The sequence below is a fragment of the Psychrobacter sp. DAB_AL62B genome, from assembly GCF_028895345.1.
Taxonomy (GTDB): Bacteria; Pseudomonadota; Gammaproteobacteria; order Pseudomonadales; family Moraxellaceae; genus Psychrobacter.
Genome location: NZ_SAXC01000014.1, coordinates 13,791 through 36,932, shown reverse-complemented (window position 1 = coordinate 36,932; position 23,142 = coordinate 13,791). Strand labels below are relative to the sequence as shown.

Sequence of the window (23,142 nt, the reverse complement as noted above, 5' to 3'; positions counted from 1 at the left end):
TAATTAGATATTAAGTTTTGTTTCTCAAATATGGCCGTTTACCTTTAAAAGCCTTACCAATCTATGCGATAGGATAAACCTATCATAACTAAGGTTTAATTGGTTGGATTTATCATACTTAAATGAGTAGCATAAGGTGGTTGGCAAGAATTTTATATCTAGGATAGATATAAGTTAGAAGTCAACTAATTGTATATTCATATTAAGGTATTAAAAAACCGCACCGGACTCAATATTTTTCAGCAGCAATGTTTATAAGCAATGCTCCTACCTTAAGGAAGGCTGGAAAAAGATCTGAACAAACTGTTCCATAGTACGGATTATATTAACTTTATCTTATTTAGAGTATAAGATATTTATATATCTGCATGTAGTTAAATTCAAGGACGAATGCAAATGAATGGTTATGGACAACCTCGGGAATTTAAGAAACCCACTGTTAAGTTAGCAGCTCTAGCTTTAGCGTCAGTAATTTTTAGCTTAATTTTATGTATCATGATCTTTAAGACCGTATCTATACAGGTAGGTTTGCTGCTTGGAATGGTTTTTGTCACCCTGATATCAAGAAAACTGGGCTATAGATTCAATGATTTAATGGAGCTGATTAAAAAGAGCATTGGCGAGTCCACTTTTGGCTTATGGTTCTTTATTGCTATCGGAGCGATCATTGCCTCATGGATGGCAGCTGGAACCGTTCCTGCCATCATTTATTATGGACTTGGTTTTATTTCCCCAAGTATTTTTTTGCCTGCTGGATTTATATTGTGCGTTATTACGGCGCTTTGTACCGGTACATCGTGGGGCACTGTGGGCACGGTTGGTATTGCGTTAGTGGGCATTGGTCAAGGCTTGGGCATTCCGCTACCTATAACCGCTGGTATGATTATATCTGGCGCAATTACTGGCGATAAGATGTCCCCCGTATCCGACACACCAAACCTAACCTCCATGTCTGCAGGTGCCGATCTGTATGAAACGATCAAAGCGATGCTACAAACGATAGGGCCCGCTTTTTTGATTACTTTAGGTCTGTTCATATACATGGGTATGAAGTATGGTTCAGGTGAAGCGAACCTAAGTATCATTAATGAAACACGCAGTGTATTAGCAGATAATTTCAATTTGAACCCAATCGTTATGCTACCGATAGCCATTCTTTTAACGTTAAATATAATGAAGTTTCCCTCTCTTCCTTCCATGGCAATTGCAGTTATTGCCGGTTTAGTAGTCGCCGTCGTATTTCAAGGCGCAAGCATCCCCGCCGCGTTAGAATATTTGAATTCAGGTTTTGAGATCTCCACCGGTTCTACTTATGTAGATCCGATACTAAATCGTGGGGGCATTCAAAGTATGATGTGGACCTTCTCTGTTGCCTTTATGGCGCTATCATTAGGCGGTATCTTAAGCAAAGTCGGCTATATGGAGACTTTGATCAAAGGTCTTGTGACTAAAGCAAAAACGGTTGGCTCGCTTACCTTACTTGTTATGGTGTCCTCAATTACCTCAACCGCTGCGTTTGGTGAGGTATATTTGTCCTTTATTTTAAATGGTGAGCTATTTAAAGAAGAGTTTGATAAGAGAGGGTTAAGCCGAGCGATGCTTGCTCGTATTGTGAGCGAGGGAGGATTGATGCTAGCGCCGTTAATGCCATGGACGACGTTTGGCGCATTTACAGTGGCAACACTAGGTATTAGTGGCTTTGAGTTTGCACCATACGCTTTCATGAGTTTCGCGAGTCCAATCGTATCCGTACTGATGACCTATTTGGGCCTAGCAGTGGTGTGGAACAATAAAAAAAATAAGGGCATAAAGAAGTTTGAAGATGTGGACCTTTCAAATGAGCCTGATTTTAAATCAATATAAGAATGCTCAAAGTAAAGATACTGGACTCACTCATTATTCGTACCCAAAATGATTTATCTGGTCGTGAGGAACGAGTAGCGAGTGAGCTGCTACAGCTAGCGATATACATCCGCTCAAAAATAATATTAACATCAGATTTAATGGAGAGAAGCCAATGCGTATAGAACATGATTCACTCGGGAATCGCGAAATAGAAGAGCAATTCTACCACGGCATACAAACGCTACGCGCCAAGGAAAACTTTAGTATTTCTTCCACTACGATTTGTGATATTGATGGCTTTATCAGCAGTATTGCTACTATTAAAAAAGCCGCTGCCTTAGCCAACCAGCGTATTGGGGCTTTAGGCACTAAAGAGTGCCAAGCAATCTGCCAAGCTGTCGATGAAGTTTTGCAACATCCTGATCCGCAAGAGTTCCCTCTCGATATTTATCAGGGCGGAGGAGGAACTCCCACCAATATGAATGTCAATGAAGTGTTAGCCAACCGAGCAAATGAAATATTGACTGGGAAAAAAGGATACAGTGCTGTTCATCCAAATACCCATGTCAACATGGGTCAGTCAACTAACGATGTTATTCCAGCAGCAATGAAAATGACTGTATATGGTGGACTTGGCCGTTTGCAGCAGGTCTTATCTCAGTTCTCCGATGACCTCCAGTTAAAAGAAAATGAGTTTTCGGATATCGTAAAGCTTGGACGTACCTGTTTACAAGATGCTCTACCCATTACTTTAGGGCAGCAGTTCAGTGGCTATCGTAGTGCTTTTGAGCGTATGGTAAAAGAGGTCGCTGAGGTACGTAAATTATGTTTAGAACTACCGCTATCAGCAACTGCGATCGGAACGGAGTTTGGTACCTTTCCAGGTTATAAATCAGAGATCTATAAAGCACTGCAAGATTTGACTGGGCTGCCCTATAAGGCAGAGAATAATTTTTTCGATGGTTTACAAAATGCAGATTTATGGATAAAAATTTCGGCGGTTATTAAAGCGACAGCGCTGAACCTCAATAAATTAGCATCCGACTTACGAATAATGTCCTCAGGGCCACGCGCAGGATTGTCGGAAATTGAGTTGCCAGCAGTACAGCCCGGCTCCTCAATTATGCCAGGTAAGATAAATCCAGTTATCCCAGAGATGGCTATGCAAGTCTACTTCCGCGTGATGGGTAACGACGTGGCGATAACAAGAGCTTGTGAAGGTGAACTGGATCTAAACGTATGGGAGTTACTGATACTTAACTGCGTTATGGAATCATGCGAACTATTGATCGGTTGCTTACCTCTAATGAGTACGAAATGTATTCAAGGCATCGTTGCTAATCATGATAAATGTCGTAGTGATGCAGAAAACTCCCTTGCTCTGTCTACAGTTATCGCTATCCTCTTTGATTATGAAACAGCTTCCCGCCTAGCGAAGCAAGCAGCCCAAGAAAATAAAAATATCAAGCAGGTAGCTGTAGAGTCCGGCTTGCTTACAGCAGATGAGGCGGAAAGCTACTTAGATCCATTAATGATGAGTTCGCCGGAAAAATTTAACTTATTGTTTAATACGAAACGTGAGCTAATTAAATGAAATAAAAGCCGCTGATGATTCATTGGCTTATTTATGATATTAACACTAAGGAGATATACCATGTCAGATATAAAAAGACTAGACGATACGCTTTATGAAATACGTAATTTGCCAGAAGAGATTTATGAGGATCTGGGCATAATAATAGTAAGACGTCAGGGAGAAACTCCTGATGCCTTTATGAAGACTGAAGGTATTTTGGGATATGTTGTTCCAGATAAGATTTATGGAATGAGTAATGAGGGATTTCACGATGTAGCTGACGGGCAAAAACCAGTCAAGCCGGCTGAGAATATTACCGTTCCACCAAAAGTTATTTTTACTGGAAAACAGAGTGCTCAGGAAGGCGTAGTAGATTTGGGCGCTACCGTTTTAGGAAAGCTCGACATCTTAGAAGTAACTGAAGAGGCGTTGGAAATCCCTCAAATAGAGGCAACACCTAGTTTGCTAGCGTATTACGGTGCTAGTTTAATACCTATGGGTGAGCATTTTTCTTTGGATACGGACGCTCCTCTGCCTGTAAGTATTATGAATATCGGTGCGGATTATTTGAATGGGTATCTTCTCAGCGCTGAAAACGGTGGGGGAGCTTACTTAGAAGAGCATGATCGCCTACATTTTCACATGCCTTTATCTGAACAAGAGTGTGGCCATCTAGTACTAGCGAAACGCAATGAAAACACATGGGAGGCGACTGCTTTTTCGATACCTTACGGTTATGCGATATATACGCCTGGTGGTGTTTGGCATGATGATGGGTTTTTAATAGGGCGGTACTTGGTGCTTTACTCTATCACTGACGATTACACCACGGTTCTATTAAAGACTGCTTCTGGAGGAATAGTTCAAACTAAAGTCGTATAGGTATAACGACTTAAAAATGCAGCCCGAAGATAATGCATACTACAATCAAGTGCTCCTAGCCATGCTAAGAGCACTTGATCAAATTTGAAGTAAAATTGTGCTTACTTTCATAAATTTAGGAAGTTATTGTGTTAGCCAATACATTACGTTTTTCATCTTTTTAGAGTGTGTTTGATCCTTAAACTAATCATCAAGAAGACTGGCCTATGCTGTCAATCCCGTAGACATTAACTTGGGAGATTTTATCTATGCAGCCTGACGATAAAAGTCAAACCACATCTGTCTTGGTGTTCTATAGCCTAAACGCTTCTGAATTCTAGTCCCACTGCGAGCATAGCTCTTGTCTTGCGTCGCTGCAAAGCAGTGTTTTGCTAATGGCTCCTCATTATACTCAAGCTCAATATATTTAGTGATATCGCTAATGGCTTCGAATCTTGTTTCATAGTCTTGGTGATACACCAGCTCATTCTTTAAGATACCCCAGAAGCTCTTTATGGGAGCGTTATCAAAGCAGTTGCCACGCCTAGACATTGAACCTTTCAATTTATGCTGCTTAATGATCTTGCGATACTCATTGCTACAATACTGACCGCCTCTGTCAGAATGTAAAATCAACCCTTGGCTGGGTCGTTTGTTCTTAATGGCCATATTGAGTGCACGGCAGACTAAATCTGCGGTCATACGCTTGCCTGTGGCATAGCCGACAAGCTCTCTAGTATAAAGATCTTTAACTCCTGCTAAGTATAGCCAACCGTCATTTGTCCAAATATAAATGATGTCACTAACCCACGACTCGTTAGGACGATTGGCATCGAACTTCTGATCAAGCAGGTTTGGATAAATAAGCTTATTATGATTGGAGTTGGGGGTGACTTTAAAGCGCTTTTGACGACGGCAAGCAATGCCATACTCTTCTTTGATACGTCTAACCATATATTTACTGATGGCATATCCTTGCTCTATTAACTTTGCATGCAGTCGCTCAACACCATAGCGCTGCTTAGTCTCATCATGAGCCACGCGAACTAATAGCTCACATTGATTGCGATGAATCTGTTGATTACTGATATCGCGTTTCGTCCAGTCGTAGTAGCTAGAGGGTGCAATGTTTAGTACTTTGCACATACGGGTAACGCTAAAAAACCGCTGATTGGCTTTAATGTAAGCGTACTTCACGAGCTGTATCTGGCGAAGTACGCAGTGGCCTTTTTTAAGATCTCTCGTTCCTCCTGAGCAACTTTGAGATCACGTTTCAGACGTTTATTCTCTTTTAGTATAGCCATGAGTTGAGGATCATACCGCTTAGTGCCGACACGCTTGCCTTCATTCGCTTTGTTCTGCCAGTTAGATAGGGTCTGCATGGCTATACCTAGCTGCTTTGCGGTCGCTGAAACATTGCCGTTATTGTTGGCTATCTTTTTGACAGCTTCAGCTTTGAAAGATGCACTGTAGGTTCTGATTTTCTTAGTCATGATAAACTCCTGTTAATACGCTTAGTTTACCAAGTTTGGTTCTACAGTCTTTTCAGCATAGCTCACTATAGATTGTGAGGGTTTTTTATTACCTCCTGTTTATGATATCTTAAATATTCTTAGAGTAAACATTCAATCATTTAGAACCGTTCAGTTGTTGCTAAAATAGACACCACTAAATTTTAGATGCAAAAAAAGCCCTACCTAGTAGGTAAGACTTTCTTTAATAAAAAATTGTGTATTAATTACCCTAGATTCAAGCTAACTTAACTCTATATCTATCATACTATTCAGCATCATCTAATATTTTATTAAGCGTTTCCACCATGTCATCATCTATGATGCTGTCTTCTACATAGTCAACTAACTCATGTATGGTCGTCAGATCCATTTCCCGAATACCCAAGCTTACCAGTTGCTCGTTAATAGACGCTAAGCTTTCTGTATCTTCAGGGTTGCCTAATACATGCTCTTCAAATCCATCACTGACAAACCAGTAGATTTTTTCTAACAAACTATTTCTCTTGGTTAACGTAGAATAACTATCCCCATGGATAAACAAATTAAAACGATAAGGCATCTCTACATCATTGATAAAAAAAGTACGCTTACATTCTAGTGTATAGGCTTGTTCCTGTTTGTATTCAGAGTTTTCGTCCTCTTTATAGTTTTCGTCTTCCTCAATCTCTTCTTTTACCAATCCTTCTAATATCTGATAACGCCCTACTTTGACTTTATGATTATAAATAATACAGGAATCAGCGATGGCCTCAAAAATGACCGCACTGACATCTAACGTATAGTCATCAATGTCATAAAAGCTTTTTAAAAAAGGCAAAAACTCTGTGAGCTTATCTTCAGGTACTTCGGTAAGAAATTGTTGCTCGTATATCTGAACCATGTCTTCAGGCGAATAAGTATTGGCGGTATCAGTCTCATTTCTGCCAGTAGGTTTCAAAGGTATAAGATTGTATGGGTTATTATTGGTCATTCAGGACTGCCTTTTCATTTAAGTGAGCTTTATTAGATCTTTATTACTACAAAGCTATAGGTTACTACAAAGCGATAAGAGCGGCTAAATTCACTTTTTTAAGTGTCTTTAATGCCTCGAAATCTATGAATACATTATCTCTTATTCAGTAACTTTTAGATATATTGTTCACTTTATCAAAAAAAAAGAATCACGCTAAATATTAGCGTGATTCTTTTTTTTAAAGATATTTAAGCACGATGGGTTAATTTCTTATGATGACTTTTTATAGTGAGGAAACTATAAAACCTACTGAACTATTTAGCCATACCTCTTAACTAACAACTTGTTTCGCTTCATGCATGCGAACACTCGTTCCATCTTTACGGCTGATTGTTATCCCTGTAAAGCCAAACAATATTGTGAGCAGTAGCGATAAGTAACAGAAGAAGGCATAAGGGATATACTCAATAACTGGTACACCCAATGCCTGACTGATAAATACCCCACACACACTCCACGGTACCAATGGATTGATAACCGTACCGGCATCTTCAATCGTACGCGATAGATTTTTGGGATGTAAGTTTAAGCGTTCAAAGGTCGGACGAAATGCCGTACCTGATAATAGTATACTTAAATACTGCTCACCGATTAAAACGTTGATACTTAAGGCTGCCATAGCGGCGGCAAATATCGCACGACCTGAACTGGTCAGCATATCTCTAATACCTAATAGTAACGCTGGTAAGATACCCAATGCACGTAACAAGCCGCCTAGACTTAATGCGAGGATTACAATGGTCTGCGTAAAGAACATACTTTGCATACCCCCACGTGAGATCATACCGCCTACTTCGCCCAGCTCTAAGTTTTCGGCAGGCGTATAACCGCCAAACATGTAGTTACCTAACTGTCCGATACTGGGGGTACTGTGAAAATAGGTAATGATTAAAGCGCTAGCAATCGTATAAATGATGGTATAGATGGCATTCACTCGGCATAACGCTAATACAACTAGCACAACAAACGGTAGCACTGAATAACCATGGACTAAGCCGCTATCGACAAGCTGCGACTGTAACAAAGTAACTTGATCTAAATTGCCAGTACCTGCCTGCCCAGAGAAGAACCAAAACAGTCCTGCTGTGATGAGCCAAGCGGGCACAGTGGTATACATCATATTACGAATGTGCTCAAACAAATCAATACCTACGACAGAAGAGGCAAGCGTACAAGTATCTGATAGTGGGGACATTTTGTCGGCAAAGAATGCGCCTGAGACGATGGCACCTGCAGCGATAGCGACGTTGGCATCGAAGGCATTACTCATCCCAATAAAGGCCACGCCTATCGTCGCTGCCGTGGTCAAACTACTGCCTAGCGCCACCCCAATAATTGAGGTCAAGACAAAGGCAGAGATATAATAATACTGCGGTGAAATGAGGTCAAAACCATAATACATAATGGTAGGAATAGCGCCCGACATCATGAGAGCGGCGACTAGCAATCCAATAAAGAATAATAAATAGATAGCACCAATACCACTGACGACGCCTGAAGACATTTGCTCCTGCATCTTCTCAAAGCTTAAGCCTTTGAACATACCTAGTGCCAGCAAAACAGCAATAGCAAGCATCAATGATAGGTGCGGAACCCAGCCAAAGCCGATCATGGTGACACCCATAATCGCAATGACGACGCTAGCAATGATAAAAGCTACCTTAGGAGATAGCTCGGTAAGTACTTGTGGAGGCATAACACATCCTTGACGTGCCAGTAGATTCTGGCGTTAGGGTTAGCTTTTAGGGTGATAAGTTTAATGAGTTGCGATAATGATTGCTACTCTCATTCCTTATCCAACAGGCTATCGGTCTTGGCTGCCATGACAAAATCATTGCGATGCAGACCTTTAATGCTATGCGACCACCAAGTGACGGTGGCCTTGCCCCACTCAACCAATATGCCAGGATGATGCCCTTCTGCTTCAGCAATATCTGCCAGTTGATTGGCAAATGCCATCGCCGTGACGAAGTTCTTAAATTTATATTGACGCTGTAATTGCTTAATGCCATCAACTTCAATCAATGACCAATCTGGAATTTGTTGTAATAGCTCTTGCGCTTCAGTTTCGCTGACTGTTGGAGCGCCAATACGGCAGGCTTCGCAGCTGGCTTGTGATAAGGTTGTCATGATAAGGTCCTTTTAGGTTAACTATTATTTTTTTAATTCAGATACGTCCGTGTTACTGCTGTAATTTACAGCCACATTACTTCCATAGCTCAGTATATTTTCTAATGAATTAGCAGGTATTTTCAGAATAACTTGGTGCAAAAAGTCCAAGTGCCATCGCTTGCTTCACTGCGCCCATGATATCGCTATTAACAATATCAAATAACGCATCTAAATCATCAATGACATAGTAAATCGGCTGGATATGATCGATACGATAAGGAGTGCGCAAGACGTCAATTAAATCAAACGCACGACAATCGGGTTCATCGCTGAGCGCATAGACCGTTTCAGAGGGTGAGCTTAAAATACCACCGCCATAAATACGGCGGCTATCTTGCGTCTTTCCAACCAAACCAAACTCGATGGTAAACCAGTAAAGCCGTGCTAAGAACCATCTTTCTTCTTTACTGGCGTTTAGTCCCAGCTTACCGTACGTCTCATTAAAAGTCGCAAACGCAGGATGGGTCAGCATGGGGCAATGACCGACGATTTCATGGAAAATATCAGGCTCTTCGATATAGTCCATGTCATCGAATCGACGAATAAAAGTCGCCACTGGAAAGGATTTATTGGCCAACAGTTTAAAAAACTTACCAAAGCTGATTAATGCAGGGACAGCAGCGGTTTGCCAACCGGTCGTTGCTTGCAAAACTTCGTCAATATCATGTAGTTGCGGAATACGTGCGGGCGATAGATTCAGCTTAGTTAAACCTTCTAGATAAGCTGGGCAGGCACGATTGGGGATTTGTTTGGCTTGACGCGCAAGCAGCGCTTGCCACATGGCATGCTCATCATCACTATAGTGAATATGACCAGTAGCATCTGGCTGATGCGACACGTAAGGTTGCTTTTTATCAGTAGCATTTGTAGATGGTAGGCGTTCCATGCCTATATTCCTTTTATTGCAGTTAGTCCATTACCTTTGTAGCAGTAGCTTGTGTTAATGACTTTGTCCTACTAACCCTAAACCCCATACTTTATAATCACTATTATAAGCAGGACTATACTAGTAGGTAGCAGGCTAATAAGGACAAGACAAATTCCCTTTGCCTTGCCCGTTTATTACTTTAAAGCCAATTTACAACAACGACTCTAAGACTAAGGCGTTTCAGTTTCTTGCTGACCAACCGTGCCGCGACGTACTTGGTCACGCTCGATTGATTCAAACAATGCTTTGAAATTACCTTCGCCAAAACCATCTTCGTAATCGCCTTTACGTTGGATGAATTCGAAGAATACAGGGCTACCCAAAATGGTTTCAGAGAAAATCTGTAGCAGTAGACGTGGTGCGCCGCCTTCAGTGGTGCCATCTAGCAAGATACCGCGCATCTGTAGCTCAGAGACATTTTCGCCATGGCCCGGTAAGCGCTCATCAAGCATCTGGTAATAAGTCTCATTTGGCGCCGTCATGAGCGGGATACCAGCGGCTTTTAGCTTATCAATGCTGGCAAACAAATCATCACTGGCTAAAGCAATATGTTGAATACCTTCGCCATTGAAGTGCATCAAATACTCTTCGATTTGTCCACCGCCCTGCTTTGACTCTTCATTTAACGGGATACGGATTTTGCCATCAGGCGCCGTCATCGCTTTACTGGTCAGGCCGGTGTACTCACCTTTGATATCGAAAAAACGGATTTCACGGAAGTTAAAGATGCGCTCGTAAAAGTTTGCCCAATAGGCCATGCGACCACGATAAACGTTATGGGTTAAGTGATCGATAACTTTAAAACCATGGCCAACAGGATGTTTATCAACCTCTGGCAGATATTCAAAGTCGATATCATAGATTGAGTTGCCATCAGTAAAACGATCAATCAAATAAATAAGTGAGCCGCCGATACCTTTGATTGCAGGCAACCTGAGTTCCATAACCCCTGTTGGTACATCTACTGGTTGAGCACCATTTTCAATCGCTAACTCGTAAGCCTTTTTGGCATCATGTACGCGAAAGCCCAAGCTACAAGCGCCTGCGCCATGCTCTTCAACGAAGTAGCTGGCTTGGCTTTTTGGTTCACGGTTTAATATGAGGTTGATGTCACCTTGACGAAATAAAGCGACGTCTTTAGATCTGTGGTTGGCAACATGAGCAAAGCCAAGCTGCTTAAACAATGCTTCAACCGCATCAGGTTGAGGTGAGGCGAATTCAACGAAATCAAACCCGTTTAGGCCCATTGGGTTATCAAATAAATCTGCCTTTAACTCTGACATTGTCATCATCCTTAATTTCAATTGGTGGTATAAAGCGCTAAAAATTAGCAAAAAATAAGATTCATCAATCATTCCTATTGACGATTCATTTATATTAGATTAGCTTGATTTATAAGACTAATCGTATTTTTTGATTTATTTATCAGGTTTACTTATGAATATCAGCATTCGCCAACTCACCGCCTTTATCAAAGTCGCTGACAATGGCAGTTTTACCCGTGCCAGCGACCAGATGCATTTAACTCAATCTGCCGTTAGTGGCTTGATCAAAGAGCTCGAATCTAACTTGGGTATTGTGTTGTTTGATCGCACCACACGCCAGTTGTCTTTGTCTGTAGTAGGACATCATTTATTGCCGAAAGCTCGGCGCATTTTGAACGAGATGCAACTATTTGAAAATGAAGCAAGCAGTTTGACAAACTTGGCGCAAGGTCAGGTAAGATTGGCAGTATCGCAGTTTGCTGCTTCTTCTATGCCAGCGGTCATTGCGCAGTTTGCCAAAGACTATCCAGATATCAGCGTATCGTTATTAGATTGCTCAGCAGAAAACGTCCTTGAGCATATCCAAAATATTGAAGTGGATTTAGGTGTCGGTACTGAAGTCGGTACTGAGCTTGAATTTATGGAAACAGAAGATGACATCCGTGCAGACTTATTATATCAATTACCGTTTTGTGTGGTAATGCCTGATAGCCATGTGTTGGCGCAAAAACATGAAGTCACTTGGCAAGACTTGATTGACATTCCACTCATCACGCTACAAGGCCCTTTTCTTGAAAAATTGACCACTGAGCTGGATGAAAGTATCGTCAACCATATTCAGCAGGCGCGTTACAAAGTGAATTTTATGTCGACGGCACTTGAGATGACTCGCCAAGGTTTTGGTATTACTTTGTGTCTGCCCTACATGCCAGAAGTGATAGACTGGGTAAGCGCTAATGGTTTACAGATGCGACCGCTTGCGCAACCTGTCAAAATGCGCCGGTTTTTCATTTATCAACGCTCATCGCGAGCATTATCACCCGCGAGCATTGCTTTTAAGCATTTTTTGCAGCGCTATTTTGCCACCCACTTTGATGACTTACAGAGCTTTTAAAGTTCATTATCTAAGCAATCGCTTGATATAGTCGATTCAATTTAAAAAGAATACAGTGCTACTGGGATAAATTTTGCGAAGCCTCTGGAGTGCGAAGCGCACAGCAAGCGAGGAAAATTTATCCCAGTATAACGCTGTTTTTAACGTACCTCTTCTATATTGAATTGGCTATACTGACCATCACAGTCAGTATCAAGCTGAGAGATAATTAAAAAGTTTGTAGGTAAGAAAAAAATGCGTTAATTAATGAGGATAACGGAATCTAACGTTGAGTTAATCACAAAACTGGTTTATGCTTTTTAGCGCCTCAACTCATATCTCTTGTAAGGAAAACAAATGTTTGAACGTATCGATTATTATGCCGGTGATCCAATCTTAGGATTGATGGACAAATTTGCAGCAGATGGCAACCCAGATAAAGTGAATCTAGGTGTGGGCGTCTATTATGACGAAGATGGCAAAATGCCAGTGCTTGAGTGTGTCAAAACGGCTGAACAGCGTATTGCTGACCCTATCTCGCCTCGTCCGTATTTGCCAATGGCAGGTTTACCAGGGCATCGTAAAGGTTGTCAAGAGCTACTTTTCGGCAAAGATGCTCAGGTTTTACAAGACGGCTTGGTTGCGACCATTGCTACCATCGGTGGTTCTGGTGCGTTAAAAGTCGGCGCAGAATTTATCCATGAATGGTTTCCGCAGTCTAAGTGCTATGTCAGTGACCCAACGTGGGGCAACCACATTGCCATTTTTGAAGGCTCTGATGTAGAAGTCGGTAAATACCCATACTACGACACCGCTACTGGTGGTACCAAATTTGATGAGATGATCCGCTTCTTTGAAACTTTGAACAAAAATGATGTGATCTTATTGCACCCTTGCTGCCATAACCCAACAGGCGTTGATTTGACTCGTGAGCAATGGGATCAAGTACTAAACGTTATTCAAGCGCGCGAGCTGATTCCATTTATGGACATTGCTTACCAAGGCTTTGGCGAAGATATGGACAGCGATGCTTACGCGATTCGTAAAGCCGTCGAAATGCGTCTACCAGTGTTTGTCAGCAACTCATTCTCTAAAAACTTATCGCTATATGGTGAGCGTGTCGGTGGTTTATCAGTCGTTTGTCCAACAGTAGACGAAACTGAGCGCGTTTTCGGTCAGCTGAACTCTACCGTGCGCCGTATCTACTCAAGCCCGCCATCACATGGCGGTCGTGTGGTCGATATCGTCATGAACGACGAAGCGTTACACAAGCAATGGGTTGGCGAAGTTTATGCGATGCGTGACCGTATCAAGTCTATGCGCGTAAAGCTGAAATCAGTATTGGAAGCCAAAATTTCTGATCGTAACTTTGACTACTTAACTGAGCAGAACGGCATGTTTAGCTTTACAGGACTCACTCCTGAACAGGTTGAGCAGCTGCAAAGCAAATTTGGTATCTACATGGTATCGAACTCACGCATGTGTGTTGCCGGCTTAAATGCCAGTAATATCGATTATGTTGCGAATGCTATGGTTGAAGTCTTAAAAGACTAAACCAGCTTGTTATCGTAAAACTATCTTAATAAGAAAGGCTGAGCAGTTGCTTAGCCTTTTTTTATGCTTTGATTTTATGTAATAAATGACAGCAATAGCGGTATCGATAGCAACAAATCAGCTAGCTTTAATATCAGTACGACACTAAAACACTGCATAAAAAACCTTGCAATATGACTGGCTATAAATTACATTATACGTAAGTAGTTAATCATAACGTAATTCATTATATACTTTAGCAAGGAGCAAACCATGTCAACGATTGACAAAAACCTCACCTCTTTCATCGATATCGCCACTGATTCTGACTTTTCAATCCATAATCTGCCTTATGGTATTTTCAGTGAAAGTACTGACGGCAAGCGCCGTGCTGGTGTCGCTATTGGCGAGCACGTATTGGATTTGGCCGTCCTCGAAGCAGAAGGTTTGCTGAGCTTAAATGGCGGGTCATATTTTGATCAACCGACTCTAAACGCCTTTATTGATTCTGGTCGAGATAATTGGACTCAAGCACGTAAAACTATTCAAACGTTACTGTCTAATACCAGTAATGCCTTACGTGACAATAAAGACTTGCAGAAAAAAGTACTCTTTAAGCAAGCAGACGTCACCATGCATTTGCCCGTTCAAGTGCCAGGTTTTACTGATTTCTATTCTTCTAAAGAACACGCTACCAACGTCGGTACTATGTTTCGTGACCCGAGCAATGCCCTACTACCTAACTGGACGGAAATGCCAGTCGGCTATAACGGACGTGCCAGCACGGTCATCGTCAGCGGTAGTGATGTGATACGCCCCTCTGGTCAGCTAAAACCTAATGCAGATGAACGCCCTATTTTCTCGCCTTGTAAGCGCCTTGATTTTGAGCTCGAAACGGCTTTTGTCGTCGGTAAAGGCAACAACATCGGTCAACCGATTGCAGTAGATAATGCTATCGATCATATCTTTGGTATGGTCTTACTTAACGATTGGTCAGCCCGTGATATTCAAAAATGGGAATATGTGCCTTTAGGTCCATTTAACGCCAAAACGTTTGCTTCTGAGGTATCGCCTTGGATTGTAACCATGGATGCATTGGCACCGTTCAAGATGCCATGCCCTACTCAAGAGCCAAAACCACTGGCTTATCTGAACGAAAAAGACAGCAATAATAGCTATGATATTAATCTGTCAGTAGAGCTACTTCCTGAAAATGCTGAGCGCGCCACTGTTATTTGTGAAACCAATTTCAAACATATGTACTGGTCAATGGCACAGCAGTTGACCCACCACACTATCACTGGTTGTAAAGTAGAAGTTGGCGATATGATGGGCTCAGGTACGATTTCCGGACCAACGCCAGACTCTTATGGCTCGATGTTAGAGATTGCTTGGAATGCCACCAAACCAGTGACTCTTAAAGGCGGCGAGACGCGCAGCTTTATTGAAGATGGCGATACGGTCATTATGAAAGGCTATAGCGAAAAAGAGGGTATCCGTGTCGGCTTTGGCGAAGTACGAGGTAAGGTAATGCCTGCCTTAGAATTTAATTTTTCTTAGTAGTTCTGGGATTATTAAAGATTTAAAGCACCGACCCGTTTCATAAATAAAAGGCTAGTCACAGTAAAGATGAAGTTGAGATTGAAATTATATGGCATTTGCTGTGACTGCTTTTTTGATTACCTATCAAAAGGATATTGATAATGACCTTTAAAATTGAAAAAATTCATCATGTGGCCTATCGCTGCAAAGACGCTAAAGAAACCGTCGAATGGTATAAAAAACATCTAAACATGGATTTCATCTTAGCATTTGCTGAAGATCATGTACCTTCAACCAAAGCCTTTGACCCTTATATGCATGTGTTTTTAGATGCTGGTAACGGTAATGTCTTAGCGTTTTTTGAAGTACCTAATCAACCTGAGATGGGCTTTGACCCGAATACGCCAAACTGGGTACAGCATCTAGCGATGAAAGTAAAAGACCGTGATACTTTAATGGCTGCTAAAAAGCATTTAGAGGAAGGCGGTATTGATGTTATCGGCGTGACCAATCACGGCATCTTCCACTCGATTTACTTCTTCGACCCTAACGGACATCGTATGGAACTTACCTATGATGATATTACATCAGAAGAAAAAGTATCGATGATTACTGAAGAGATTAAGCAAGATATGCTTGATGAATGGTCGCGTACCAAACGCGCTCCAGCGCATACGCAGTTTTTACATGCCGAAGAGCTTGCCGAAGCAAGAGAAGTCGCGCCTGTGGGTGAGTAAGTATTAACTTATCAAATCCTAAAACATAGCGTAGCTGAGATTGTCTCATTTACTCGCATCTAAGCAATTTTATAACGCTGTGCTATCAGCAATATTTGCTCAAATATATTATGCTGCTCACTCATCGGCAACTGCTCGGTGGTTCCGATGATAGTAATGGCATACTCTAAGGGCAATTTTTCAAGAGATGAACCTTTATCGATAAAAGCTTGATCAGTACCGTTGTTACTAGCAGTGGCAAACTGCGGGAAGATAACTGGAATCGTAATCGCATTAATCCCCATTAACATATCGCCAGTCACTGTTGCATAACCTTGAGTACGAATATTGGTTTGTAGCTGGGTAAATTGCAACCAACGAGACGCTGTTTCATCATCGTTCAATACTTTTGCATTATTAGCTTTACCTTGCCACTCTGCAAGCACCAATGGCTTAATAACGGCATCAGACTGGTAACTGGCAAACAACTGCCCTGTGGCAGAAGTCGTGAGCGGCATCCGTGAGCCAATACGAGTAATGATACTAATCGGGCTATCCGGTTCAACGGACTGGATGATAATTGGACCTTCACTAAACCACTTAGCGATTTGCACGCCGCAGTTTAGAGCATCTTTAATAGCGTTGGCGACAGCGGTAAGTCGCTCTAACAGATTATTTTGATTGAGCGCTGTATTACCCAAAGCGCCTAAAGCATCGACGCGTTCGCCCAATCCATAACGCCCATCGTCAAGTTGACGAGCATAGCTTTTACGAATCAAGCTCACTAGGTAACGATGGGTTTTGGCAGGATGCATCTGCATGGCTTGAGCAATATCTTTTAGCATCATAGGCGCGTTATAAGCGATAAGAATATCTAATATCGATAGGCCAATTTCAAGTGACTGTACGCCGCCTTGGGGCTTGCTAGAGGTTAAAGTATGATTTAATACTGAGGCATTATCTGATGATGGCATTTTAAAGCTCATTGGTTTAAGCGAATTGGTGTTTGTCTATTAATAACAGCGCTTACGGATTTGATGAATTTCTTATTACGACTGATTATATACATAATGATAAGCGTTTGATACATGCTCAAAATGGAGAATAATAATGATGGAACTTTATAGCTATTTTCGCAGTAGCACCTCTTACCGTACTCGCATTGCTATGAACCTTAAAGGTTTAGAATATGACTATATTTCAGTTAATTTGGCAGAAGACAAACAGTTGGAGGCGGCATTTAAAGCAGTTAATCCACAAGGTCTAGTGCCCGTCTTACAAGTTGATGACTTACAACTCTATCAAAGCCCAGCTATTTTGGAATGGTTAGAAGAAGTCTATCCCAATCATCCATTGTTACCTAAAGATGCGGCTGGTCGCATGCAAGTGCGAGCACTCAGCGCTATGATTGGCTGTGATATTCACCCGCTTAATAATCGCCGTATCTTACAATACCTACGCAATGAGCTGTCAGTAGAGGAAGATGAAGTCATGGCGTGGTGTAGTCGCTGGATGAGTGAAGGTTTTGCTGCATTAGAGAAACGCTTGGCAGAAGATAAAAATCGCGGTAAATTCTGCTATGGCGACAGTCCAACATTTGCAGATTGCTATCTTATTCCACAAGTGTCGTCTGCTCGACGCTTCAAAGTAGACCTCAGTCTTTATCCTAATATCGTAGATACCGATACGCACTGCCGCACTCTGAAGGCGTTCGCCGATGCTGATCCTATGATGCAACCTGATGCGCCAAGCGTCTAATCTAATCTACAAAAAATAAAGCCTCCAAATTAGGAGGCTATATTATATTGATACTCTCATATTACTATTGCCACATCCAATGCTTAAAGATTCATCTCATATTGGGTAACAGCGACTATCTTTATCGGTACCGCAAATAGCCATGGTGAACCACCACTACAATAAAACAAATCATCTTTAAATGAGACAATACAAGCGGTAAAATCATTACCACAGTGACCTATCATTGCTTGCTCATCACTATCATCATCGACTGCACACCATACTTGTTTATCACCTCGTGCAAGCAATGCGCGTGTTAAACCACTGCCTGCTAACTCATTATTCATACCCCGCTCCTTAACTTCTTTTACAATAGTTTGAGCTATTCATCATTAAATATATAGTTTTTTGATAATAACCTTTATCGTTATTGAGTCAATGAACCTAATATAAATGATGCAAATCCGTTTGTTGTCAAGCAAATACAATGAGTAATTACCTATATCTTTAATTGCTGCTTACTTCTTCTACTCTCTCTTCTATAGATACTTTGTATCCTGATTACTCCATTGTAAAGCTGTATAAGCAAAAATGTAACAATTAACTATATTATTCCCGACGAACGGTCAAGATCGGAATGTGAACAGTCAGTAAATTTAAATACTCTTAATAAATGTATCACTCAAAATCTTTAATTCGTTGCTTAACAATACTTACTATCCAAAAATTCCTGAAATTCATCAGACAAGTTATTGATGATGAAAATGGTGTCAGATCACACTGTGCATTGCGATCATTTCTCTTACCTGAATATTGTTCACCATATCTTCATAAACTATTTTCCAATCGAGCAACAGCGACTAAAACAGAGTCATAAAATCAGGTAAAATAGTACTCATGACACCCATCAACCAACCAATCCTTCGCAAGATTATCCACATCGATATGGATGCTTTTTATGCCAGTGTGGAACAACGCGATTTCCCTGAGCTACGTGGCAAACCATTAGTCGTCGGTGGCGACCCAAATGGTCGCGGGGTAGTTGCTGCTGCCAGTTACGAAGTACGTAAGTTTGGCGTACGCTCCGCCATGTCGTGTTATGAGGCAAAAAAGCGTTGTCCAGAAGTCATATTTGTACCACCACGCTTTGATGTTTACCGCGCCGTCAGTAGCGATATCCGCCGCATTATGCACAGCCTGACGTCGCATGTTGAGCCGTTATCATTAGATGAAGCGTATCTTGATGTGACCGGGTTATCTGTTCATAAAGGCTCAGCGACATTAATGGCAAATTGGCTACGGGCGCAAATTTTAGAGCAAACAGGTCTGAACGCCTCTGCAGGTGTCTCATTTAACAAGATGCTTGCAAAAATCGCCTCTGACATTAATAAGCCCAATGGTACCGCGGTTATCACACCAGCGGATGCCGACGCTTTTATTAGTACACTGCCTATTGAGCGTTTTCATGGTATTGGCAAAGCAACTGCAAAGCGCTTGCATGCGATGGGTATCAGCCACGGTGCAGACCTTCGCCGCACGCCAGCTGCCATATTAGTTAATGAATTTGGTAAGCGCGGACAGTTTTATTATGATATTGCGCATGGTCGTGACGAACGTGCCGTCAAATCTGAACGTACGCACAAATCTGTTGGCTCTGAGACAACTTTTAGAGACAATTTAAATCGTGATGATGAACTCCTCAGACAAATCTATGAGCAAAATGCCGATGCTTTTTATCAGCTGCATAAAAAACAGCTTATTGCCTATACTATTACCCTCAAAATTAAATACGCTGACTTTACTCAAGTGACGCGCTCACACACTTTATCCACCGCTTTTGATAGTGCTGAATCCGCTCACTACTGGTTAGGCAAGCTATTTTTAGATATTCCGCGTCAACTTCCTATCAGACTTGTGGGTGTGACCTTCTCTTCGTTAACGCTTGCCACACAGGTAATACCGCAGTTAGATTTATTCGAGTAACATGAATGATCTTCAATAAAAACAGGTTTAAACTTTTGATAAATGAGAAGAATACTGCTTAGGCTATTTAATAGTTATCAAGTTTTACGAACTATAACCACTTAGGAAACGTTCTTTAATATTCTCATTTCTGCTACAATTACGCCAAAATTCAACTTTATTTAAAGACTACTTATGACTGATTCTCAACTAGCAAGCTTAAATAACAACCTCAGTATTCATGCCAATAACGATAGCAATAAAAGTGACGACGTTTTAGAGTATTTAAGTGTTGATGAGTACGATTATGAACTACCAGATCAGTTAATTGCCCGCTATCCATTAGCGCAGCGGTCAGCGTCAAAGCTACTGTATCTAGCTGCTAGTAATAAAAAAGATGACATCAGTCAAATTGAAGATAAATTATTTTCAGAGCTGCCTGAGCTGCTGAACACGGGCGATTTAATTGTTTTTAACGACACCAAAGTTATGAAAGCGCGTCTGTTCGGTCAAAAAGATACGGGCGGAAAAGTTGAAGTGCTCATTGAGCGCTTGGTTGATATTACTAATTTGAATAGTGCAACTTTAGATTTGGCAACATTAGACGATACACTCAGCACAGAAAAATATATCGCCCTTTGTCATGTTAAAGCAAGTAAAGCACCCAAGCTTGGTCAGCGTTTAGCGCTTGCTGACAGTCACATGAATTGCGTGATGATTGGTCGTCAAGAGAACTTATTTATCTTGGCTTTTGATGCGCCCATCTTGCCTGATTTAGAGCGTCATGGTGAGCTGCCCATTCCGCCCTACTTTGAGCGCCATGCCGATGCCACTGATAATACTCGTTATCAAACCGTCTTTCATGATCCTGCCAAGCTTGCTAGCGTAGCAGCACCGACAGCGAGCTTACATTTTGACGAGATAGTATTAGCTAAGCTTGCTGCAAAAGGGATTAACACGGCATTTGTCACACTCCATGTTGGCGCAGGGACTTTTGCGCCTGTAAAAACAGACAACTTACTCAATCACACCATGCATAGTGAATATGCGCACTTGCCTCAGCCTACCGCAGATCTTATCAATCAAACCCATGCCAATGGCAAGCAAGTGATCGCTATTGGTACAACGGTGACACGTGTCCTTGAAACCGCGTATCAAAAAACAGCGGTTAATGGACAAGCACTGGCTAGCTGGTCAGGTGATACAGATATCTTTATTTATCCGGGATTTAAGTTTGGGGTTATAGATAAACTACTAACGAACTTTCACTTACCGAAGTCTACTTTGTTGATGTTAGTATCAGCCTTTGCAGGTAAAGCATCTATCGAGCAGGCTTATAAACATGCTATTAAAACGCAGTATCGTTTTTTTAGTTACGGCGATGCTATGCTGCTTGATAAAAAATCGAACGGATAAGGGTGAACATTAAGCAAACAATTAAGGTATTGATCACAACAGCAGTGGAATAAACTGGTAAACTAAACGCTATTTTGTTATAACAATATAGATAACTCTCACTCTAAAGGGCTGCACATGTCTTGTCATTTATCTCATCGCTTGACTACGATACATCGCGCAGTATCCATGGCACTGCTTTATTCAGTAGGCTATGCAGCCCTAGTATCTAGTGCTCAAGCAGCGACGATTGGCAAAACTGTTGTAACCTCTGCTCAGCACGAACCTTTAGTCGCCAGTATTATGGTCACCGATATTAAAACAGCCGATTTTTCGGCCAGTTTAGCGAATTCTACTATTTATCAGCAAATGGGTTTGACCCCCACTGACTCTATGACTGTACGCTTTCAGCCGACTTCAGCCACCACTGGTCAGGTTTTTATTACCACTACGAAGCCTGTATCCAAGCCTTTTGCAGATGTGGTGTTAGCTATTAATGATGGCACTCAGCGCAATGTCATTCCTAAGACATTACTCATGCCCCTTAATGACAGCTTACCGATTACATCCTCTAAAAACATCGTTACAGGGGCAAAAAAGCCAAACTTACCGGTCGTTTCTGTCATCAATGCGCAACCGCTAACTGTTAGACAAGGCACACCGCCACCATTATTATTATCAGCATATAAATCATCAACGTCTGATTTGGCAGCAGCAAAATTGCCCGCACGCGATATTCAAATACCTAACATTCAAGCACCTACTGTATCATCTAGCTTGCCAGCAGCAGTCACTACGACCACACAAAGCAATACTACGGTTTATGCTCCTAGTCGCCTAAATAACGATAATACTGGCTCAATTAATTCTTTAGATAAAAATTCTTTGAATGTAAGCAAGACTACAGACTATATTCCAAATAATAAAATAAGCGCCAATAATACAGCCGCAACCAGCCTTAATATTCTATCGTCGGATAATAATGAAGAAGGTGCCGTGACTGACAGGCAGTTCGATATATTAAATATACAAATTACCCGTCAGATACAGTTTGATAATGAACGCAATACAGGCATAGTGGCGGCTAGGCCTTTGAGCCCTAAAGCGACACTGCCGCCAACGCTAAATAATCAGGCCTCAACAGTTCAAGCTAATTCTGCTAATACCATTGTCGCTAGCGCACCTCGAAATAGCGTGCCCACTAGTGACACCTCCTCTAGTAGCGTTACATCCAATGCCTCTACAGTAGGGACAAATACAGCAGCCACAGTGGCGACAGCCCCTAATCAACCAGGTAGCGCTGAAGTCAATTATACCGTGCAGCGCAACGACAGCTTATGGGTCATTGCCCAGCAAATCGCAGAGAAAAACAATCTTGACATTCAGACAGTCATGAAGGAAATTAAGTCGCAGAACCCTAGTGCTTTCATTAATAAAAATGCTGATCAATTAAAAGCGGATGCGCAGTTAAGCCTACCCAATTATGATGTGCTGCCATCACAGCAAAAGCTAGAGGCAGCGATTAGCGCGCAGAGACAATATAACAGGAAAGCCAATATACCTATTGCAAAAAAACCAACAACGCCAAAACCCACTTCAAAACCAGTATCTAAAACTGCATCTGAGACAACTCGAGCAGCTAAACATACTGAGAAACCGGCGGTAACAAAGACCCAAACATTGCCAAAAGCACAGTTTTCTGTCATCGCTCCTGGTCATCAAGGTAGCGCAGATGGTACTAAAACTAAAGCAGGTATGGCAACGGGCAACGGGCTTAGCACAGATGTATTAACCATTCTCAAATCATCAAGACAAAGTACAGCGTCGCAAGCTCAGGGCTTATCAAAGACCAATGGCATGCTTGACAGTTATACGAGAAAATTGCAATTACAAAATCAAAAACTGGCTGAGCTGCAAGCTCGTCTCAAAAAATTACGCAATCAATAATTGCCTAACTGATCAATGCAGTCAACTGCAACAGTAGGCGT

Annotated in this window: 19 protein-coding genes; 11 read left to right on the top strand and 8 right to left on the bottom strand. The window is 41.7% G+C overall.

What is annotated here, in order from left to right; translation table 11 throughout:
* Positions 1-390 precede the first annotated feature (390 nt).
* From nhaC (EPB74_RS12755) to EPB74_RS12745, 3 genes are all read left to right on the top strand, one after another.
* On the top strand, positions 391-1,863 hold the full coding sequence (gene nhaC / locus EPB74_RS12755; protein ID WP_342462801.1) for a Na+/H+ antiporter NhaC: 1,473 nt from the start codon (positions 391-393) through the stop codon (positions 1,861-1,863).
* A 154-nt stretch (positions 1,864-2,017) separates the two neighbouring features.
* On the top strand, positions 2,018-3,439 hold the full coding sequence (locus tag EPB74_RS12750) for an aspartate ammonia-lyase (protein WP_274904522.1): 1,422 nt from the start codon (positions 2,018-2,020) through the stop codon (positions 3,437-3,439).
* 60 nt (positions 3,440-3,499) lie between these two features.
* Positions 3,500-4,303 (top strand): hypothetical protein, encoded by an 804-nt coding sequence (locus EPB74_RS12745; protein ID WP_274904520.1) that lies wholly within the window; start codon positions 3,500-3,502, stop codon positions 4,301-4,303.
* 246 nt (positions 4,304-4,549) lie between these two features.
* Here EPB74_RS12745 and EPB74_RS12740 read toward each other — a convergent pair.
* The 6 genes from EPB74_RS12740 to hppD form a co-directional block, all read right to left on the bottom strand.
* Positions 4,550-5,775, bottom strand: a protein-coding gene (locus EPB74_RS12740; RefSeq protein WP_274904519.1) for an IS3 family transposase whose coding sequence is annotated in 2 segments (ribosomal slippage) — positions 4,550-5,502 and positions 5,502-5,775 — 1,227 coding nt in all. Because the reading frame shifts where the segments join, the coding sequence is not laid out codon by codon here.
* Between the two features lie 286 nt (positions 5,776-6,061).
* Positions 6,062-6,766, bottom strand: a complete 705-nt coding sequence (locus EPB74_RS12735; RefSeq protein WP_274904518.1) for a hypothetical protein — start codon at positions 6,764-6,766, stop codon at positions 6,062-6,064.
* A 313-nt stretch (positions 6,767-7,079) separates the two neighbouring features.
* Positions 7,080-8,504 (bottom strand): Na+/H+ antiporter NhaC, encoded by a 1,425-nt coding sequence (gene nhaC / locus EPB74_RS12730; RefSeq protein ID WP_274904517.1) that lies wholly within the window; start codon positions 8,502-8,504, stop codon positions 7,080-7,082.
* 89 nt (positions 8,505-8,593) lie between these two features.
* Entirely contained in the window at positions 8,594-8,938 is a 345-nt protein-coding gene (locus EPB74_RS12725; protein WP_274904516.1) for a 4a-hydroxytetrahydrobiopterin dehydratase, read from the bottom strand.
* A 109-nt stretch (positions 8,939-9,047) separates the two neighbouring features.
* Positions 9,048-9,866, bottom strand: a complete 819-nt coding sequence (gene phhA, locus EPB74_RS12720) for a phenylalanine 4-monooxygenase (protein WP_274904515.1) — start codon at positions 9,864-9,866, stop codon at positions 9,048-9,050.
* 212 nt (positions 9,867-10,078) lie between these two features.
* The gene (hppD, locus tag EPB74_RS12715) at positions 10,079-11,191 is read right to left on the bottom strand and encodes a 4-hydroxyphenylpyruvate dioxygenase (RefSeq protein ID WP_274904514.1); all 1,113 of its coding nucleotides are present in this window, start codon (positions 11,189-11,191) and stop codon (positions 10,079-10,081) included.
* A 154-nt stretch (positions 11,192-11,345) separates the two neighbouring features.
* Between hppD and EPB74_RS12710 the strand changes: the two genes are divergently transcribed.
* From EPB74_RS12710 to EPB74_RS12695, 4 genes are all read left to right on the top strand, one after another.
* Positions 11,346-12,287, top strand: a complete 942-nt coding sequence (locus EPB74_RS12710; protein ID WP_274904513.1) for a LysR family transcriptional regulator — start codon at positions 11,346-11,348, stop codon at positions 12,285-12,287.
* A 336-nt stretch (positions 12,288-12,623) separates the two neighbouring features.
* Complete coding sequence (locus EPB74_RS12705; RefSeq protein ID WP_274904511.1) at positions 12,624-13,820, top strand: amino acid aminotransferase; 1,197 nt, start codon at positions 12,624-12,626, stop codon at positions 13,818-13,820.
* Positions 13,821-14,072: 252 nt separating this feature from the next.
* On the top strand, positions 14,073-15,359 hold the full coding sequence (fahA, locus tag EPB74_RS12700) for a fumarylacetoacetase (RefSeq protein ID WP_274904509.1): 1,287 nt from the start codon (positions 14,073-14,075) through the stop codon (positions 15,357-15,359).
* 143 nt (positions 15,360-15,502) lie between these two features.
* Positions 15,503-16,078: a VOC family protein gene (locus EPB74_RS12695; RefSeq protein ID WP_079692096.1), complete on the top strand. Its 576-nt coding sequence runs from the start codon at positions 15,503-15,505 to the stop codon at positions 16,076-16,078.
* Positions 16,079-16,137: 59 nt separating this feature from the next.
* Here the strand turns inward: EPB74_RS12695 and EPB74_RS12690 are convergent, their stop codons facing one another.
* Complete coding sequence (locus tag EPB74_RS12690) at positions 16,138-17,031, bottom strand: IclR family transcriptional regulator (protein WP_274904507.1); 894 nt, start codon at positions 17,029-17,031, stop codon at positions 16,138-16,140.
* A 139-nt stretch (positions 17,032-17,170) separates the two neighbouring features.
* Here EPB74_RS12690 and maiA point away from each other — a divergent pair, with 139 nt between their 5' ends.
* Positions 17,171-17,815 carry a maleylacetoacetate isomerase gene (maiA, locus tag EPB74_RS12685; protein WP_274904531.1) on the top strand — a complete coding sequence of 215 codons (645 nt, stop codon included), beginning with the start codon at positions 17,171-17,173 and terminating at the stop codon, positions 17,813-17,815.
* A gap of 83 nt (positions 17,816-17,898) precedes the next feature.
* On the opposite strand, the gene EPB74_RS12680 is transcribed toward maiA, so the two are convergent.
* On the bottom strand, positions 17,899-18,144 hold the full coding sequence (locus EPB74_RS12680) for a hypothetical protein (protein ID WP_079692099.1): 246 nt from the start codon (positions 18,142-18,144) through the stop codon (positions 17,899-17,901).
* Positions 18,145-18,694: 550 nt separating this feature from the next.
* Here EPB74_RS12680 and dinB point away from each other — a divergent pair.
* The 3 genes from dinB (at position 18,695) to EPB74_RS12665 (ending at position 23,101) form a co-directional block, all read left to right on the top strand.
* Positions 18,695-19,780, top strand: coding sequence for a DNA polymerase IV (gene dinB / locus EPB74_RS12675; RefSeq protein WP_274904506.1), 1,086 nt, complete (start codon positions 18,695-18,697; stop codon positions 19,778-19,780).
* A gap of 174 nt (positions 19,781-19,954) precedes the next feature.
* Positions 19,955-21,175: a tRNA preQ1(34) S-adenosylmethionine ribosyltransferase-isomerase QueA gene (queA, locus tag EPB74_RS12670; RefSeq protein ID WP_274904504.1), complete on the top strand. Its 1,221-nt coding sequence runs from the start codon at positions 19,955-19,957 to the stop codon at positions 21,173-21,175.
* Positions 21,176-21,292: 117 nt separating this feature from the next.
* Positions 21,293-23,101 carry a type IV pilus assembly protein FimV gene (locus EPB74_RS12665; protein ID WP_274904503.1) on the top strand — a complete coding sequence of 603 codons (1,809 nt, stop codon included), beginning with the start codon at positions 21,293-21,295 and terminating at the stop codon, positions 23,099-23,101.
* Positions 23,102-23,142: the final 41 nt, after the last annotated feature.

What these genes read in the sequence shown, in the direction of transcription:
- EPB74_RS12745 (WP_274904520.1), top strand. Translation starts at nt 3,500, where the DNA reads ATGTCAGATATAAAAAGACTAGACGATACGCTTTATGAAATACGTAAT.
- dinB (WP_274904506.1), top strand. Translation starts at nt 18,695, where the DNA reads ATGACACCCATCAACCAACCAATCCTTCGCAAGATTATCCACATCGAT.
- EPB74_RS12710 (WP_274904513.1), top strand. Translation starts at nt 11,346, where the DNA reads ATGAATATCAGCATTCGCCAACTCACCGCCTTTATCAAAGTCGCTGAC.
- maiA (WP_274904531.1), top strand. Translation starts at nt 17,171, where the DNA reads ATGGAACTTTATAGCTATTTTCGCAGTAGCACCTCTTACCGTACTCGC.
- phhA (WP_274904515.1), bottom strand. Translation starts at nt 9,866, where the DNA reads ATGGAACGCCTACCATCTACAAATGCTACTGATAAAAAGCAACCTTAC.
- EPB74_RS12705 (WP_274904511.1), top strand. Translation starts at nt 12,624, where the DNA reads ATGTTTGAACGTATCGATTATTATGCCGGTGATCCAATCTTAGGATTG.
- nhaC (WP_274904517.1), bottom strand. Translation starts at nt 8,504, where the DNA reads ATGCCTCCACAAGTACTTACCGAGCTATCTCCTAAGGTAGCTTTTATC.
- EPB74_RS12665 (WP_274904503.1), top strand. Translation starts at nt 21,293, where the DNA reads ATGTCTTGTCATTTATCTCATCGCTTGACTACGATACATCGCGCAGTA.
- fahA (WP_274904509.1), top strand. Translation starts at nt 14,073, where the DNA reads ATGTCAACGATTGACAAAAACCTCACCTCTTTCATCGATATCGCCACT.
- EPB74_RS12690 (WP_274904507.1), bottom strand. Translation starts at nt 17,031, where the DNA reads ATGCCATCATCAGATAATGCCTCAGTATTAAATCATACTTTAACCTCT.
- EPB74_RS12680 (WP_079692099.1), bottom strand. Translation starts at nt 18,144, where the DNA reads ATGAATAATGAGTTAGCAGGCAGTGGTTTAACACGCGCATTGCTTGCA.
- nhaC (WP_342462801.1), top strand. Translation starts at nt 391, where the DNA reads ATGCAAATGAATGGTTATGGACAACCTCGGGAATTTAAGAAACCCACT.
- hppD (WP_274904514.1), bottom strand. Translation starts at nt 11,191, where the DNA reads ATGTCAGAGTTAAAGGCAGATTTATTTGATAACCCAATGGGCCTAAAC.
- queA (WP_274904504.1), top strand. Translation starts at nt 19,955, where the DNA reads ATGACTGATTCTCAACTAGCAAGCTTAAATAACAACCTCAGTATTCAT.
- EPB74_RS12695 (WP_079692096.1), top strand. Translation starts at nt 15,503, where the DNA reads ATGACCTTTAAAATTGAAAAAATTCATCATGTGGCCTATCGCTGCAAA.
- EPB74_RS12725 (WP_274904516.1), bottom strand. Translation starts at nt 8,938, where the DNA reads ATGACAACCTTATCACAAGCCAGCTGCGAAGCCTGCCGTATTGGCGCT.
- EPB74_RS12750 (WP_274904522.1), top strand. Translation starts at nt 2,018, where the DNA reads ATGCGTATAGAACATGATTCACTCGGGAATCGCGAAATAGAAGAGCAA.
- EPB74_RS12735 (WP_274904518.1), bottom strand. Translation starts at nt 6,766, where the DNA reads ATGACCAATAATAACCCATACAATCTTATACCTTTGAAACCTACTGGC.